We start from the raw sequence: 15,376 nt of genomic DNA, 5'->3' as shown, positions 1-15,376 counted from the left end.
CCCTATCAGGGACCACCAAGTCTTCCGGGAGCCTCCTCCACTGCCTGAGCAGCCTGCCTGAGCAGTTTCGAGCACGCTCCGGAACCGGCACGACACCCCTCGCTCTTCTTCCGCGTGAGGGCCGAGCAGGGGGCGCTCGGGCCGGACTTACAGCACGTTTCTCTCTTCCGCCGCACCCGGCGGGACCACCGCTCCGACACGGTCCACCAAGCAGGACCGCTGCCGGACAGCACAACCGGTCGCCGAGCCAGATGGCCGACGTCCGCTCCAGGGAAGGACCCTTCGTGAGCGACACCACCGATCTGATGGGCGTGACTGCCGACAACAGCGTCGACACCGCCGCGCCCGCCGCAGGTGCTGCCACTGGCACCACCGCACGGCGCCGCCGCTCCGGCACCGGCCTCGAGGGCATGGTCCTGGCCGAGCTGCAGCAGGTCGCGTCCGGCCTCGGCATCAGGGGCACCGCGCGGATGCGCAAGAGCCAGCTGATCGAGGTCATCAAGGAGGCGCAGGCCGGAGGCTCCGCCGCCGCGCCCGCCAAGTCCGGCGACGCCGCCGAGACCAAGCCGAAGCGCCGCGCCACCTCCAAGGCCCGCACGGCCGAGACCGCTGCCGAGACCGCCGCGCCGAAGGCCGAGAAGGCCGAGCAGAGCGAGCCGGTCGCCCAGCAGCAGATCGAGATCCCGGGCCAGCCCGCGGGTGGCGACGCCCCGGTCGGCGAGCGCCGTCGCCGGCGCGCCACGGCCCCCGCCGGTTCGCCGGAGGGAGCCGAGGCCAAGGGCGAGACCGCCCAGGTCGTCAAGACCGAGGCCCGCGCCGAGGCCCGTACCGAGACCAAGGGCGAGCCGCAGGCCGACGCCAAGGCCGAGGCGGCCGTGGACGGCGCCGAGGGCCGTGGCCGTCGCGACCGCGGTGACCGCCGCGACCGCCGTGACCGTCAGCGCGACCGCGGCAAGGGCGACGACCAGCAGGGCGGCGGCCAGGGCGGCCAGGGCGGCCAGCGCAAGGAGCGCCAGGGCCAGGGCCAGCCGCAGGGCCAGCAGGGCGGCCAGCCGGCCGGCCCGCAGGACGACGACGACTTCGAGGGTGGCCGCCGGGGCCGTCGCGGGCGCTACCGCGACCGCCGTGGCCGTCGTGGCCGTGACGACTTCGCGGGCGAGCCGCAGGTCTCCGAGGACGACGTCCTGATCCCGGTCGCGGGCATCCTCGACATCCTCGACAACTACGCGTTCATCCGGACCTCCGGCTACCTGCCCGGCCCGAACGACGTGTACGTCTCCCTCGCCCAGGTCCGCAAGAGCGGTCTGCGCAAGGGTGACCACGTCACCGGTGCCGTGCGCCAGCCGAAGGAGGGCGAGCGCCGCGAGAAGTTCAACGCGCTGGTGCGCCTCGACTCGGTCAACGGCATGGCGCCGGAGTCCGGCCGCGGCCGCCCCGAGTTCAACAAGCTCACCCCGCTGTACCCGCAGGACCGCCTCCGTCTGGAGACCGACCCGGGCGTGCTGACCACGCGGATCATCGACCTCGTGTCGCCGATCGGCAAGGGCCAGCGCGGTCTGATCGTGGCCCCGCCGAAGACCGGCAAGACCATGATCATGCAGGCGATCGCCAACGCGATCACCCACAACAACCCCGAGTGCCACCTGATGGTCGTCCTCGTCGACGAGCGTCCGGAAGAGGTCACCGACATGCAGCGGTCGGTCAAGGGCGAGGTCATCTCCTCGACCTTCGACCGCCCGGCCGAGGACCACACCACGGTCGCCGAGCTGGCCATCGAGCGCGCCAAGCGCCTCGTGGAGCTGGGTCACGACGTGGTCGTCCTGCTCGACTCCATCACCCGCCTGGGCCGCGCGTACAACCTCGCGGCGCCCGCCTCCGGCCGCATCCTGTCCGGTGGTGTCGACTCGACCGCGCTGTACCCGCCGAAGCGCTTCTTCGGTGCCGCGCGCAACATCGAGGACGGCGGCTCGCTGACCATCCTGGCCACCGCGCTGGTCGACACCGGCTCGCGCATGGACGAGGTGATCTTCGAGGAGTTCAAGGGCACCGGCAACATGGAGCTCAAGCTCGACCGGAAGCTCGCCGACAAGCGCATCTTCCCGGCCGTCGACGTCGACGCCTCGGGTACGCGCAAGGAGGAGATCCTGCTCGGCAGCGAGGAGCTCTCCATCACCTGGAAGCTGCGTCGCGTGCTGCACGCGCTCGACCAGCAGCAGGCGATCGAGCTGCTGCTCGACAAGCTGAAGCAGACGAAGTCGAACGCGGAGTTCCTGCTCCAGATCCAGAAGACGACTCCCGGCGCCAACAACGACTGACGCCGAGACGCTCGTCACACGGCGACGCACTGACCTCCGGGTCGTAACCTCGCCGTGACCTGCGTAAACGACTGCGCCCACCGTGTCCGCACGGTGGGCGCAGTCGCGTTACGGTCCGTCGTCCGTCCAAACCTCACAGCCTCATATGCAACCCTTTCGGGTGCTTCGCCGTCACACAAGGTGAACCATAGGGCTGAGGGAAGACGATGACCGAGCAGAACCAGAGCGGCCGAATACGGGCCACGGGCCGCCGCCGCAAGCCGCCCGCCAAGGGCCGCCGCGCGGCGGTCGCCGCCGCCTGGGCCGCCGCCGTACTCGTCCTGGCCGGCGGCTCCGGACTCGGCTACGTCTACGTCAAGCTCAACGGCAACCTCAAGAGCGTCGACATCAACGGGCAGCTCGGCAAGGACCGGCCGAAGAACGTCGACAACGGCTCGATGGACATCCTCGTCCTCGGCTCCGACTCCCGCTCCGGCGCCAACGGCGACTACGGCAGGGACGAGGGCGGCGCCCGCTCCGACACCGCGATGGTCGTCCACGTCTACGAGGGCCACAAGAAGGCCTCCGTGGTGTCCGTCCCGCGCGACACCCTGATCGACCGCCCCGCCTGCACCGACGGGAAGGGCGGCACCGTCGCCGCCGAGCACCGGGCCATGTTCAACACGGCGTACGAGGTCGGCGGGCCGGCCTGCGCGGTCAAGACCGTCGAGGCGATGTCCGGCATCCGCATGGACCACTACATCGAGGTCGACTTCACCGGCTTCAAGAAGCTCATCGACCGGCTCGGCGGCGTCGAGATCACCACCACCCGGGCCATCAGGGACGCCAAGAGCCACCTCGACCTCGAACCGGGCACGCACACCCTCGACGGCGAGCAGTCCCTCGGCCTGGTCCGCACCCGCAAGAGCGTCGGCGACGGCAGCGACCTCGGCCGCATCCAGCTCCAGCAGGCCTTCATGAAGGCCTTCATCGAGCAGGTGAAGAGCGTCGGCGTCTTCTCCGACCCCAAGAAGCTGCTCGACCTCGCCGACACCGCCACCAAGGCCATCACGCCCGACTCCGAGCTCGACTCCGTCACCGAGCTGATGGGCTTCGCCAAGGGCCTCGCCGGGCTCGGCGCCGACGACGTCCACATGGTGACCATGCCGGTGGAGTACGACCCCCGGGACCCGAACCGGGTGGTGCCCCTGGAGGCCCAGGCCGCGCAGGTCTGGGCGGCCCTGAAGGCGGACCGCCCGATCCCCGCCTCGGCGACGAAGAACGCGGCGACGGGCCAGGCCCAGGGCCTCGTGAAGTAGCCCGGAAGCCGTCAGGAATAGTTCCGGCCCGACCCCGGTTTTGGGAGATGCGGCCGGTCCTGGCAGACTGGTACGTCGGCCCCGGTTCACGCATGTGCATCCCGCACGGCGACCCGGTGCCCTCCCGAAACTAGGAGACACCTTGAAGCGCGAGATCCACCCCGAGTACGTCGAGACCCAGGTCAGCTGCACCTGCGGCGCGTCGTTCACCACCCGTAGCACCCTCACCGAGGGCACCATCCGTGCCGAGGTCTGCTCCGAGTGCCACCCGTTCTACACGGGCAAGCAGAAGATCCTCGACACCGGCGGCCGCGTCGCCCGCTTCGAGGCCCGCTTCGGCAAGGCTGCCGGCTCCGCCAAGAAGTAGCGAGCCACTGCGCCGGTCTTCGGCTGCCCCTGCGCGGGGTGGCCGGGACCGGCGCTTTGCCGTCCCGTAGCAACTTACGAAAACCAGGAGCCCCCGATGTTCGAGGCGGTCGAGGAACTGGTCGGCGAACACGCCGACCTCGAGAAGAAGCTCGCCGACCCTTCGGTCCACGCCGACCAGGCCAACGCGCGCAAGCTGAACAAGCGTTACGCGGAGCTGACCCCGATCGTCGCCACCTACCGCTCCTGGAAGCAGACCGGTGACGACATCGAGACCGCCCGCGAGTTCGCGCACGACGACCCGGACTTCGCGGCCGAGGTCAAGGAGCTGGAGAAGCAGCGCGAGGAGCTGACCGACAAGCTCCGGCTGCTGCTCGTCCCGCGCGACCCCAGCGACGACAAGGACGTCATCCTCGAGATCAAGGCCGGCGCGGGCGGCGACGAGTCCGCCCTGTTCGCCGGCGACCTCCTGCGGATGTACCTGCGCTACGCCGAGCGGGTCGGCTGGAAGACCGAGATCATCGACTCCACCGAGTCCGAGCTCGGCGGCTACAAGGACGTCCAGGTCGCCGTGAAGACCAAGGGCGGCAACGGGGCCACCGAGCCCGGCCAGGGCGTCTGGGCCCGGCTCAAGTACGAGGGTGGGGTGCACCGCGTGCAGCGCGTGCCCGCCACCGAGTCGCAGGGCCGCATCCACACCTCCGCGGCCGGTGTGCTCGTCACGCCGGAGGCCGAGGAGGTCGACGTCGAGATCCACGCCAACGACCTGCGCATCGACGTCTACCGCTCGTCCGGCCCCGGCGGCCAGTCGGTCAACACCACCGACTCCGCCGTCCGCATCACGCACCTGCCGACCGGCATCGTCGCGTCCTGCCAGAACGAGAAGAGCCAGCTCCAGAACAAGGAGCAGGCCATGCGCATCCTGCGTTCCCGGCTGCTCGCCGCCGCGCAGGAGAAGGCCGAGGCCGAGGCCGCCGACGCCCGTCGCAGCCAGGTCCGCACCGTCGACCGCTCCGAGAAGATCCGTACGTACAACTTCCCGGAGAACCGCATCTCGGACCACCGCGTCGGCTTCAAGGCGTACAACTTGGACCAGGTGCTCGACGGCGAGCTGGACGCGGTCATCCAGGCCTGCGTCGACGCCGACTCGGCGGCCAAGCTGGCCGCCGCGTAGGACCCGACCTCGTAAAGCCCCACCCGCACCACGGAGGACCAGCGTGAACCTGCTGCTTGCCGAGGTGGCCCAGGCCACCCAGCGGCTGGCCGACGCCGGCGTTCCCTCACCGCGTTTCGACGCCGAGGAGCTCGCCGCGTTCGTGCACGGCGTCAAGCGGGGGGAGCTGCACAACGTCAAGGACGCGGACTTCGACGCCCGCTACTGGGAGGCCATCGCGCGCCGCGAGGCGCGCGAGCCGCTCCAGCACATCACCGGCCGCGCGTTCTTCCGCTACCTGGAGCTCCAGGTCGGCCCCGGCGTCTTCGTGCCGCGTCCCGAGACGGAGTCGGTGGTCGGCTGGGCCATAGACGCCGTGCGGGCCATGGACGTCGTCGAGCCGCTCATCGTCGACCTGTGCACCGGCTCCGGCGCGATCGCGCTCGCCCTGGCCCAGGAGGTGCCGCGCTCGACCGTGCACGCCGTGGAGCTGTCCGAGGACGCCCTCGTGTGGACCCGGAAGAACGTCCAGGGCTCGCGCGTCGTCCTGCACGAGGGCGACGCGCTGAGCGCGCTGCCGGAGCTCGACGGTCAGGTCGACCTGGTCATCTCCAACCCGCCGTACATCCCGCTCACCGAGTGGGAGCACGTGGCACCCGAGGCCCGCGACCACGACCCAGAGATGGCACTGTTCTCCGGCGAGGACGGCCTCGACACCATCCGCGGCATCGAGCGCACCGCGCACCGGCTGCTGCGGCCCGGCGGCCTCGTGGTCGTCGAGCACGCGGACACGCAGGGCGGCCAGGTGCCGTGGATCTTCAACGAGGAGGCCGGCTGGGCGGATGCCGCCGACCACCCCGACCTGAACAACCGGCCGCGCTTCGCGACCGCGCGCAAGGCGACCCCATGACGATCATGTTCGACGTGTACGAGGAGGACCGGGACTGATGGCACGGCGATACGACTGCAACGAGGCGACGGACCGCGCGACGGGTCTGCGTGAGGCCGCGTCCGCCGTGCGCAGGGGCGAGCTGGTCGTGCTGCCCACGGACACCGTGTACGGCATCGGGGCGGACGCCTTCAGCGCGGAGGCCGTCGCGGACCTGCTGGCCGCCAAGGGCCGGGGCCGCAACATGCCCACGCCGGTGCTGATCGGCTCCCCGAACACCCTCCACGGCCTCGTCACGGACTTCTCCGAGATGGCGTGGGAGCTCGTCGACGCGTTCTGGCCGGGCGCGCTCACGCTGGTCGCCAAGCACCAGCCGTCCCTGCAGTGGGACCTGGGCGACACGCGGGGCACCGTCGCGATCCGGATGCCGCTGCACCCGGTCGCGATCGAGCTGCTCACGGAGGTCGGCCCGATGGCCGTGTCCTCGGCGAACCTGACCGGCCACCCGTCGCCGGAGGACTGCGACGCGGCGCAGGGCATGCTCGGCGACTCGGTCTCCGTCTACCTCGACGGCGGCCCGACCCCCGGCAACGTCCCCTCCTCCATCGTCGACGTGACGGGCAAGGTGCCGGTGCTGCTGCGCGAGGGCGCGCTGTCGGCGGACGAGCTCCGGAAGGTGGTACCCGACCTCGAGGTGGCCAGTTGACCGCCCCTGAGGGGCGTGGCATAGCGGGGCACGAGCACGACGGCAGCACCTTCCGCATCCTCCACGTCAGCACCGGCAACGTCTGCCGCTCGCCGATCACCGAGCGGCTGACCCGCCATGCCCTGATCGACCGCCTCGGCGACCCCATGGGCGGCGGTCTGATCGTGGAGAGCGCGGGCACCTGGGGCCACGAGGGCGCCCCGATGGAGAGCAACGCGGAGCAGGTCCTCGCGGACTTCGGCGCGGACTTCAGCGGCTTCACCGGCCGCGAGCTCCTCGACGAGCACGTCATCCGCGCGGACCTGGTCCTCACCGCGACCCGCGACCACCGCGCGCAGGTCATCTCGATGGGCCACTCGGCGGGCCTGCGCACCTTCACCCTGAAGGAGTTCACCCGCCTCGTCCGTGCGATAGATCCGGCCACTCTTCCGGACCCCCGCGACGGCCACGGCACGGTCGACCGCGCCCGCGCCCTGGTCCGCGCGGCCGCCGCTCTACGCGGGTGGCTGCTGGCCCCGTCGGCGGAGGCGGACGAGGTCAACGACCCGTACGGCGCTCCGATCACGTTCTTCCGCTCCATCGGCGAGGAGATCCAGCAAGCCCTGGACCCGGTGGTAACGGCCCTGACGGGCGTGGGCACGAAGCGCTAGCCGCCGACTCCGGTTGGCGGGCCGGCTGCGGCGGGGCGCTGAGGCCGTCTGCCCGGGTTCTGGGGCCCGGGTGGAGCAGTGGGGGAGCGGAGGGAGGGGTGGGTGCCTAGAGTGGGTTTTCAGGCCCGCTCACGCACTCGGAGTGCCCCATGCCGGTCACCGCCCCAACCGAAGACGAGCACGCGCTCGACGTACTGCGCCGTCAGGACCCCGAGGTGGCCGATGTGCTGCTCGGCGAGGTGCGGCGGCAGGCGGACAGTCTGCAGCTGATCGCCGCGGAGAACTTCACCTCGCCCGCCGTGCTCGCCGCGCTGGGCTCGCAGCTGGCCAACAAGTACGCCGAGGGCTATCCCGGCGCCCGCCACCACGGCGGCTGCGAGTACGTCGACGCCGTCGAGCGGATCGCCGTCGAGCGGGCGACCTCGCTCTTCGGCGCCGAGCACGCGAACGTGCAGCCGCACTCCGGGTCGTCCGCCGTCCTCGCCGCCTATGCCGCGCTGCTGCGGCCCGGCGACACCGTCCTCGCCATGGGGCTCGCCCACGGCGGGCACCTCACGCACGGCTCGCCCGCGAACTTCTCCGGCCGCTGGTTCGACTTCGTCCCGTACGGCGTCGACGCCGAGACGGGCCTCGTCGACTACGAGCAGGTCGCCGCGCTCGCCCGGCACCACCGGCCGAAGGCGATCGTCTGCGGGTCCATCTCCTACCCGCGGCACCTCGACTACGCGGTCTTCCGTGACATCGCCGACGAGGTGGGGGCGTATCTGATCGCCGACGCCGCCCATCCGCTCGGGCTCGTCGCCGGCGGCGCGGCCCCCAGCCCCGTCCCGTACGCCGACATCGTCTGCGGGACCACCCACAAGGTGCTGCGCGGTCCGCGCGGCGGGCTGCTGCTGTGCGGGGCGGAGCTCGCGCAGCAGGTGGACCGGGCCGTGTTCCCCTTCTCGCAGGGCGGTGCGCAGATGCACACCATCGCCGCCAAGGCCGTCGCCTTCGGCGAGGCGTCCACTCCGGCCTTCACCGCGTACGCCCATCAGGTGGTCGAGCACGCCCGGGTGCTCGCCGCCGCGCTGGCCGCCGAGGGCTTCGCACTGACCACCGGCGGGACGGACACGCACCTCATCACCGCCGATCCGGCTCCGCTCGGTGTCGACGGCCGCACCGCCCGCGCCCGGCTCGCCGCCGCCGGCATCGTGCTCGACACCTGTGCGCTGCCGTACGGGGACGGGCGCGGGATCCGGCTCGGTACCGCCGCCGTCACCACCCAGGGCATGGGCGGCCCGGAGATGGCGAGAATTGCGGCATTGTTCACCGCGGCGCTACGGGACGACGCGGAGGAGACGGCGAGGGTACGGGCCGAAGTACGCGAACTTGCCGGGCGTTTTCCCCCGTATGGCCGGTAAAGAGGCCCCGGCCGGAACCGTTCCCGGCGCCCGTATGTCCTCGACCATGGGGACGGCCCGGCTAGGGTGTGGGGCTGAGATGGCCAGCGATTCCTGTGGGGCAGCCCGTGCGTGATTACCTGCTGACGCTCTGTGTCACGGCCGCGGTGACCTATCTGCTGACCGGTCCGGTGCGGAAGTTCGCCATCGCGACCGGCGCGATGCCGGAGATCCGCGCCCGCGACGTGCACCGAGAACCGACTCCGCGGCTCGGTGGCATCGCCATGTTCTTCGGGCTGTGCGCGGGACTCCTCGTCGCCGACCACCTGCAGAACCTGAACAGCGTCTTCGAGCTGTCCAACGAGCCCCGCGCGCTGCTCTCCGGCGCCGCCCTGATCTGGCTGATCGGCGTCCTCGACGACAAGTTCGAGCTGGACGCGCTGATCAAGCTCGGCGCGCAGATGATCTCCGCTGGCGTGATGGTCATGCAGGGTCTGACGATCCTGTGGCTGCCCATCCCGGGTGTCGGCACGGTCGCGCTCACCCAGTGGCAGGGCACGCTGCTCACGGTCGCCCTGGTCGTCCTCACCATCAACGCCGTGAACTTCGTCGACGGTCTCGACGGCCTCGCCGCCGGCATGGTCTGCATCGCCGCCGCGGCCTTCTTCCTCTACGCGTACCGGATCTGGTTCGGCTACACGATCGAGGCGGCGGCGCCCGCGACGCTCTTCGCGGCGATCCTCATGGGCATGTGCCTGGGCTTCCTGCCGCACAACATGCACCCGGCGCGGATCTTCATGGGCGACTCGGGCTCGATGCTGATCGGCCTGATCCTGGCCGCGTCCGCCATCTCCATCACGGGCCAGGTCGACCCGGACGCGCTGAAGATCTTCGAGGGTTCGACCAAGGCCGCCACGCACGCCGCCCTGCCGGTCTTCATCCCGCTGGTGCTGCCGCTGACGGTCATCGCGATCCCGATGGCGGACCTGGTGCTGGCGATCGTGCGGCGCACCTGGAAGGGCCAGTCGCCGTTCGCGGCGGACCGCGGGCACCTGCACCACCGGCTGCTTGAGATCGGGCACTCGCACAGCCGCGCCGTGCTGATCATGTACTTCTGGTCGGCGCTCATCGCCTTCGGCACGCTGGCCTACTCCGTGCACTCGACGTCGATGTGGATCGTGCTCGCCGTGGTCTTCCTGAGCGCGGTCGGGCTGGTGCTGCTCCTGCTGCCGCGCTTCACGCCGCGCGCCCCGCGCTGGGCGGAGGCGGTCGTGCCGCCGCGCTACCGGCGCCGCAGGCCCGCTCCGGAACCGGAGCCGGTCCCGGCCGTCGAGGAGCCGGCCGTCGAGGAGGAGCGGGTGCCCGTGCCGGCGGGGGTCAACGGGGCGACCGCCATCGGCCACCGTTCGCGCTTCTCCGACCGGAGTAAGGCCGGGGCGCGCGGTTGACGTAAGCCGCATCGGGGGCCAATACCAGACAAGGTGCCCCCGTGTCGTGCACACACGCGCGGACTCACTCTCACGTGTGAGAGTTGGCACACCCTCTGGGTAAAGACCTATTCAAATAGTTTGTGATACGGTTCACGAGACCCGGCGACAGTGCCGAAGGACCGTAGTGCGACGGTTCGTTGGCCCCGAGACACACCTCGGACCGGGCTTACGCTCGTCCATGACGACACCATCGCCCCCTCCAGCAAGCGGAGACACCGCCATGCCGTCCAACGACGCACGCACCCTGCTGCACACCGCAGTGCCCACCGCCGCCGTAGGCGCCATCGCCACGGTTGTCAGCGGTGTGGTCGCCGGTGGCAAGGGCGCGCTCGGCGCCGTCGTCGGCACCGCGGTCGTGCTCCTCTTCATGGGCATCGGGCTGGTGGTTCTGCAGCGGACGGCGAAGAAGCTTCCGCAGCTGTTCCAGGCCATGGGGCTCATGCTCTACACGGCCCAGCTGCTGGTCCTCTTCATCTTCCTGGCCTTGCTGAAGGACACTTCGGCGTTCGACTTCAAGGCCTTCGCCTTCACGCTGCTCGCCACGACCATCGTGTGGGTCGCCGCCCAGGCCCGGGCCTATATGAAGGCCAAGATCATGTACGTCGAGCCCGAGAAAACGGGGCCGAAGTCGTGAAGGGTAGGGCCGGGATAAAGACGCGTTCGGCTTCCTGCTATCGTCCGGTGCCAACTGCGGCACTGCGGGCGCGGGCATCCGAAGCGGCGCCTGTCCCAGCGCGAGGCTCGATGCCGAACCGCCGCCCCCTTATCCGTAAGACCAGTCCAGTGCCGACCCGCGGCTGCGTGCCGCGCCGACACAACGAGGTTGCCGTACCTATGCGCCACGCTGAAGGAGCCCGCGGTGAGTGCTGACCAGACGCTTGCCTTCGACCCGGATTGCCACATCTTCACCGGATGCGGCTTCCCGGCGCCGGGCCTGCACACGTTCATGTACGAGCCCATCTTCACCGTGGGCAGCTTCGACTTCACCAAGCCGATGCTGCTCGCCATCCTGGGCTCGATCGTGGTCGTCGGCTTCTTCTGGGCCGCTTTCAACAAGCCCAAGCTGATCCCCGGCAAGATGCAGATGGTCGGCGAGGCCGGTTACGACTTCGTGCGCCGCGGCATCGTCTACGAGATCATCGGCAAGAAGGACGGCGAGAAGTACGTCCCGCTGATGGTGTCGCTGTTCTTCTTCGTCTGGATGATGAACCTCTGGTCGATCATCCCGCTCGCCCAGTTCCCGGTCACCTCGCTGATCGCCTTCCCGGCGGCCCTCGCGCTGATCGTGTACGTGCTGTGGATCTCGCTGACCTTCAAGAAGCACGGCTTCGTCGGCGGCTGGAAGAACATCGTCGGCTACGACAAGTCGCTCGGCCCGATCCTGCCCCTGGTCGTCGTCCTCGAGTTCTTCTCGAACCTGCTCATCCGGCCCTTCACGCACGCGGTCCGACTGTTCGCGAACATGTTCGCCGGTCACCTGCTCATCGTGATGTTCTCGCTGGCCACCTGGTACCTCATGAACGGCCTCGGCTTCGTCTACGCCGGCGCCTCGTTCGTGATGGTCATCATCATGACCGCCTTCGAGCTCTTCATCCAGGCCGTCCAGGCGTACGTCTTCGTCCTCCTGGCCTGCAGCTACGTCCAGGGCGCGCTCTCCGAGCACCACTGAGCCGGCCCGGCAGCAGCCAAGAACCACTCACCCCACCCACAGTCGTCCGGTGGCCAACCCCCACCGGGTCCTTGAAAGAGAAGGAAGAACCGGCATGTCCGCTCTCGAGACTCTCGCCGCCGTCAACGGAAACGTCGCCTCCATCGGCTACGGCCTCGCGGCCATCGGCCCCGGCGTCGGCGTCGGCATCATCTTCGGTAACGGCACCCAGGCCCTCGCCCGTCAGCCCGAGGCGGCCGGCCTGATCCGTACCAACCAGATCATGGGTTTCGCCTTCTGTGAGGCGCTCGCCCTCATCGGCATCGTCATGGGCTTCGTCTACAAGTAAGCCGGACCGACAGCCCGATTCTTTTTACGGAAGGCACTGATGTGAACGCTCTGCTTCTTGCGGAAGCGGCGGAGGAGCAGCCTCCGCTCATCCCGCATCTCGACGAGCTCGTCATCGGCCTGATCGCCTTCGTCATCGTCTTCGGCTTCCTCGCCAAGAAGCTCCTCCCGAACATCAACAAGGTTCTGGACGAGCGCCGTGAGGCCATCGAGGGTGGCATCGAGAAGGCCGAGTCGGCCCAGATCGAGGCTCAGAGTGTGCTGGAGCAGTACAAGGCTCAGCTCGCCGAGGCCCGCCACGAAGCCGCGCGTCTCCGCCAGGAGGCGACGGAGCAGGGCACCGCGATCATCCAGGAGATGAAGGCGGAAGGCCAGCGCCAGCGCGAGGAGATCATCGCGGCCGGTCACGCCCAGATCGAGGCCGACCGCAAGGCCGCGTCCGCCGCGCTGCGTCAGGACGTCGGCAAGCTCGCCACGGACCTGGCCGCGAAGCTGGTCGGCGAGTCCCTCGAGGACCACGCCCGCCAGAGCCGCACCATCGACCGCTTCCTCGACGAGCTCGAGGAGAAGGCCGAGGCCGTCCGATGAACGGAGCGAGCCGCGAGGCACTGAGCGCCGCACGCGAGGCCCTCGACGCGCTGACCGACAACACCTCGGTCGACGCGGCGAAGCTCGCCGGTGAGCTGGCCGCGGTCACCGCACTGCTCGACCGCGAGGTGTCGCTGCGCCGGGTCCTGACCGACCCCGCGCAGTCGGGCGAGGCCAAGGCCGAGCTCGCGCAGCGACTCCTCTCCGGTCAGGTGGGCGGCGAGACCGTCGACCTGGTCTCCGGGATGGTGCGTTCCCGCTGGTCGCAGTCGCGCGACCTGGTCGACGGCCTGGAGGAGCTGGCGAACACCGCCGACCTCACGGCCGCCCAGAAGGCGGGCGCCCTCGACGACGTCGAGGACGAGCTGTTCCGCTTCGGCCGGATCGTCTCCTCCAGCACCGAGCTCCGCTCGGCGCTGACGGACAAGAAGGCCACCACCGCCGCCAAGGGCGAGCTGCTGCGCAGCCTGCTCGGCGGCAAGGCGAACGCCGCCACCGAGCGGCTCGTCGTCCGTCTGGTGACCCAGCCGCGGGGACGTAGCCTGGAAGCGGGACTCGAGTCCCTGTCCAAGCTCGCCGCGGCGCGCCGGGACCGCATGGTCGCCGTCGTCACCTCGGCGGTGCCGCTGACCGACCAGCAGAAGCAGCGCCTCGGTGCCGTGCTGGCCAAGCTGTACGGCCGCCAGATGCACCTGAACCTGGACGTGGACCCCACGGTCCTCGGCGGGATCTCGGTGCGCGTCGGCGACGAGGTCATCGACGGCACCATCGCGGAGCGCCTCGACGAGGCGACCCGTCGCCTGGCCGGCTGACCTCGGCCACAACGAAACAAGCATGACCAGCGGCCCGGTTGGGCCGTGCAGAGATTGCAGAAGATTCCTGGGGGTCGCCCCCAGACCCCTAAGAAACTTCGGGCCCAACAAGGAGAGCAGGGAACCCAGATGGCGGAGCTCACGATCCGGCCGGAGGAGATCCGGAACGCGCTGGAGAACTTCGTCCAGTCGTACCAGCCGGACGCGGCCTCGCGCGAGGAGGTCGGCACGGTCAGCCTGGCCGGCGACGGCATCGCGAAGGTCGAGGGTCTTCCCTCGGCCATGGCGAACGAGCTGCTGAAGTTCGAGGACGGCACCCTCGGCCTCGCCCTGAACCTCGAGGAGCGCGAGATCGGCGCGATCGTCCTCGGCGAGTTCAGCGGCATCGAGGAGGGACAGTCGGTGCAGCGCACCGGCGAGGTCCTCTCCGTCGGTGTCGGCGAGGGATACCTGGGTCGCGTCGTCGACCCGCTCGGCAACCCGATCGACGGTCTCGGCGAGATCGCGACCGAGGGCCGCCGCGCCCTCGAGCTGCAGGCGCCCGGCGTCATGCAGCGCAAGTCGGTCCACGAGCCGATGGAGACCGGCTACAAGGCCGTCGACGCCATGACCCCGGTCGGCCGTGGTCAGCGTCAGCTGATCATCGGTGACCGCCAGACCGGCAAGACCGCCCTGGCCGTCGACACGATCATCAACCAGCGCGACAACTGGCGCTCGGGCGACGTGAACAAGCAGGTCCGCTGCATCTACGTCGCCGTCGGCCAGAAGGGCTCCACCATCGCGTCCGTGCGCGCGGCCCTGGAAGAGGCCGGTGCGCTCGAGTACACGACGATCGTCGCCGCCCCGGCGTCCGACCCGGCCGGCTTCAAGTACCTCGCCCCGTACACCGGCTCGGCCATCGGCCAGCACTGGATGTACCAGGGCAAGCACGTCCTGATCATCTTCGACGACCTGTCGAAGCAGGCCGACGCCTACCGCGCCGTGTCGCTGCTGCTGCGCCGCCCGCCGGGCCGTGAGGCCTACCCGGGTGACGTCTTCTACCTGCACTCCCGCCTGCTCGAGCGCTGCGCCAAGCTCTCGGACGAGCTGGGTGCCGGCTCGATGACCGGTCTGCCGATCGTCGAGACCAAGGCCAACGACGTCTCGGCGTTCATCCCGACCAACGTCATCTCCATCACGGACGGCCAGTGCTTCCTGGAGTCCGACCTGTTCAACGCCGGCCAGCGTCCGGCCCTGAACGTCGGTATCTCCGTCTCCCGTGTCGGTGGCTCCGCCCAGCACCCGGCCATGAAGCAGATCTCCGGCCGTCTCCGCGTGGACCTGGCCCAGTTCCGTGAGCTGGAGGCGTTCGCCGCCTTCGGTTCCGACCTGGACGCCGCGTCGAAGGCGCAGCTGGAGCGCGGTCAGCGCATGGTCGAGCTGCTGAAGCAGCCGCAGTACCAGCCGATGGCCACCGAGAACCAGGTCGTCTCCATCTGGGCCGGCACCACCGGCAAGATGGACGACGTCCCGGTCGCGGACATCCGCCGCTTCGAGGCCGAGATGCTGGCGTACCTGCGTCAGAACCACTCGGGCCTGATGACCTCCATCCGTGAGGGCAAGAAGATGTCGGACGACACGCTGACGTCCGTCGCCGACGCGATCGCGGAGTTCAAGAAGCAGTTCGAGACCTCTGACGGCAAGCTGCTCGGCGACGACGCCTCCGCCGTCAACGTCTCGAAGTGACGACGG

15 protein-coding genes are annotated in these 15,376 nt (G+C 69.9%); all 15 read left to right on the top strand.

Annotated elements, in window-relative coordinates:
* The first annotated feature begins 284 nt into the window (after positions 1–284).
* The 15 genes from rho to atpA all read left to right on the top strand — a co-directional run bounded on the left by rho (position 285) and on the right by atpA (position 15,370).
* Positions 285–2,315, top strand: coding sequence for a transcription termination factor Rho (gene rho / locus ACFWJO_RS26780; protein WP_386869056.1), 2,031 nt, complete (start codon positions 285–287; stop codon positions 2,313–2,315).
* Positions 2,316–2,521: 206 nt separating this feature from the next.
* Positions 2,522–3,613 carry an LCP family protein gene (locus ACFWJO_RS26775; protein ID WP_386869054.1) on the top strand — a complete coding sequence of 364 codons (1,092 nt, stop codon included), beginning with the start codon at positions 2,522–2,524 and terminating at the stop codon, positions 3,611–3,613.
* 142 nt (positions 3,614–3,755) lie between these two features.
* Entirely contained in the window at positions 3,756–3,980 is a 225-nt protein-coding gene (gene rpmE / locus ACFWJO_RS26770; RefSeq protein ID WP_030761597.1) for a 50S ribosomal protein L31, read from the top strand.
* 96 nt (positions 3,981–4,076) lie between these two features.
* Complete coding sequence (gene prfA / locus ACFWJO_RS26765; protein WP_384420634.1) at positions 4,077–5,153, top strand: peptide chain release factor 1; 1,077 nt, start codon at positions 4,077–4,079, stop codon at positions 5,151–5,153.
* Between the two features lie 43 nt (positions 5,154–5,196).
* On the top strand, positions 5,197–6,042 hold the full coding sequence (gene prmC / locus ACFWJO_RS26760; protein ID WP_384420636.1) for a peptide chain release factor N(5)-glutamine methyltransferase: 846 nt from the start codon (positions 5,197–5,199) through the stop codon (positions 6,040–6,042).
* Positions 6,043–6,079: 37 nt separating this feature from the next.
* Positions 6,080–6,727, top strand: a complete 648-nt coding sequence (locus ACFWJO_RS26755) for an L-threonylcarbamoyladenylate synthase (RefSeq protein ID WP_386869051.1) — start codon at positions 6,080–6,082, stop codon at positions 6,725–6,727.
* Positions 6,724–7,377, top strand: coding sequence for a protein-tyrosine-phosphatase (locus tag ACFWJO_RS26750; protein WP_386869049.1), 654 nt, complete (start codon positions 6,724–6,726; stop codon positions 7,375–7,377). Before ACFWJO_RS26755 ends, ACFWJO_RS26750 begins: the two co-directional genes overlap by 4 nt.
* Positions 7,378–7,526: 149 nt before the next feature.
* On the top strand, positions 7,527–8,780 hold the full coding sequence (glyA, locus tag ACFWJO_RS26745) for a serine hydroxymethyltransferase (protein ID WP_386869047.1): 1,254 nt from the start codon (positions 7,527–7,529) through the stop codon (positions 8,778–8,780).
* A gap of 107 nt (positions 8,781–8,887) precedes the next feature.
* Positions 8,888–10,207 (top strand): MraY family glycosyltransferase, encoded by a 1,320-nt coding sequence (locus ACFWJO_RS26740; protein WP_386869045.1) that lies wholly within the window; start codon positions 8,888–8,890, stop codon positions 10,205–10,207.
* A gap of 262 nt (positions 10,208–10,469) precedes the next feature.
* Entirely contained in the window at positions 10,470–10,883 is a 414-nt protein-coding gene (locus ACFWJO_RS26735) for a hypothetical protein (protein ID WP_384420646.1), read from the top strand.
* Between the two features lie 225 nt (positions 10,884–11,108).
* Complete coding sequence (gene atpB, locus ACFWJO_RS26730) at positions 11,109–11,918, top strand: F0F1 ATP synthase subunit A (RefSeq protein WP_386869043.1); 810 nt, start codon at positions 11,109–11,111, stop codon at positions 11,916–11,918.
* 94 nt (positions 11,919–12,012) lie between these two features.
* On the top strand, positions 12,013–12,246 hold the full coding sequence (gene atpE, locus ACFWJO_RS26725; RefSeq protein ID WP_010474382.1) for an ATP synthase F0 subunit C: 234 nt from the start codon (positions 12,013–12,015) through the stop codon (positions 12,244–12,246).
* 41 nt (positions 12,247–12,287) lie between these two features.
* Positions 12,288–12,833 (top strand): F0F1 ATP synthase subunit B, encoded by a 546-nt coding sequence (locus ACFWJO_RS26720; RefSeq protein WP_384420649.1) that lies wholly within the window; start codon positions 12,288–12,290, stop codon positions 12,831–12,833.
* Positions 12,830–13,645 carry a F0F1 ATP synthase subunit delta gene (locus ACFWJO_RS26715; RefSeq protein ID WP_384420650.1) on the top strand — a complete coding sequence of 272 codons (816 nt, stop codon included), beginning with the start codon at positions 12,830–12,832 and terminating at the stop codon, positions 13,643–13,645. The genes ACFWJO_RS26720 and ACFWJO_RS26715 overlap by 4 nt, the downstream gene beginning before the upstream one ends.
* A 129-nt stretch (positions 13,646–13,774) precedes the next feature.
* Complete coding sequence (atpA, locus tag ACFWJO_RS26710) at positions 13,775–15,370, top strand: F0F1 ATP synthase subunit alpha (RefSeq protein ID WP_384420652.1); 1,596 nt, start codon at positions 13,775–13,777, stop codon at positions 15,368–15,370.
* Positions 15,371–15,376 lie beyond the last annotated feature (6 nt).

The organism is Streptomyces sp. NPDC127092, from assembly GCF_042722475.1.
In the GTDB taxonomy this organism is placed as follows: domain Bacteria; phylum Actinomycetota; class Actinomycetes; order Streptomycetales; family Streptomycetaceae; genus Streptomyces.
This window is presented reverse-complemented; position numbering and strand designations above follow the sequence as displayed.

Coding starts and splice junctions, on each gene's coding strand:
- atpE (WP_010474382.1), top strand. CDS start 12,013: ATGTCCGCTCTCGAGACTCTCGCCGCCGTCAACGGAAACGTCGCCTCC.
- atpA (WP_384420652.1), top strand. CDS start 13,775: ATGGCGGAGCTCACGATCCGGCCGGAGGAGATCCGGAACGCGCTGGAG.
- glyA (WP_386869047.1), top strand. CDS start 7,527: ATGCCGGTCACCGCCCCAACCGAAGACGAGCACGCGCTCGACGTACTG.
- ACFWJO_RS26775 (WP_386869054.1), top strand. CDS start 2,522: ATGACCGAGCAGAACCAGAGCGGCCGAATACGGGCCACGGGCCGCCGC.
- prfA (WP_384420634.1), top strand. CDS start 4,077: ATGTTCGAGGCGGTCGAGGAACTGGTCGGCGAACACGCCGACCTCGAG.
- ACFWJO_RS26735 (WP_384420646.1), top strand. CDS start 10,470: ATGCCGTCCAACGACGCACGCACCCTGCTGCACACCGCAGTGCCCACC.
- ACFWJO_RS26715 (WP_384420650.1), top strand. CDS start 12,830: ATGAACGGAGCGAGCCGCGAGGCACTGAGCGCCGCACGCGAGGCCCTC.
- ACFWJO_RS26755 (WP_386869051.1), top strand. CDS start 6,080: ATGGCACGGCGATACGACTGCAACGAGGCGACGGACCGCGCGACGGGT.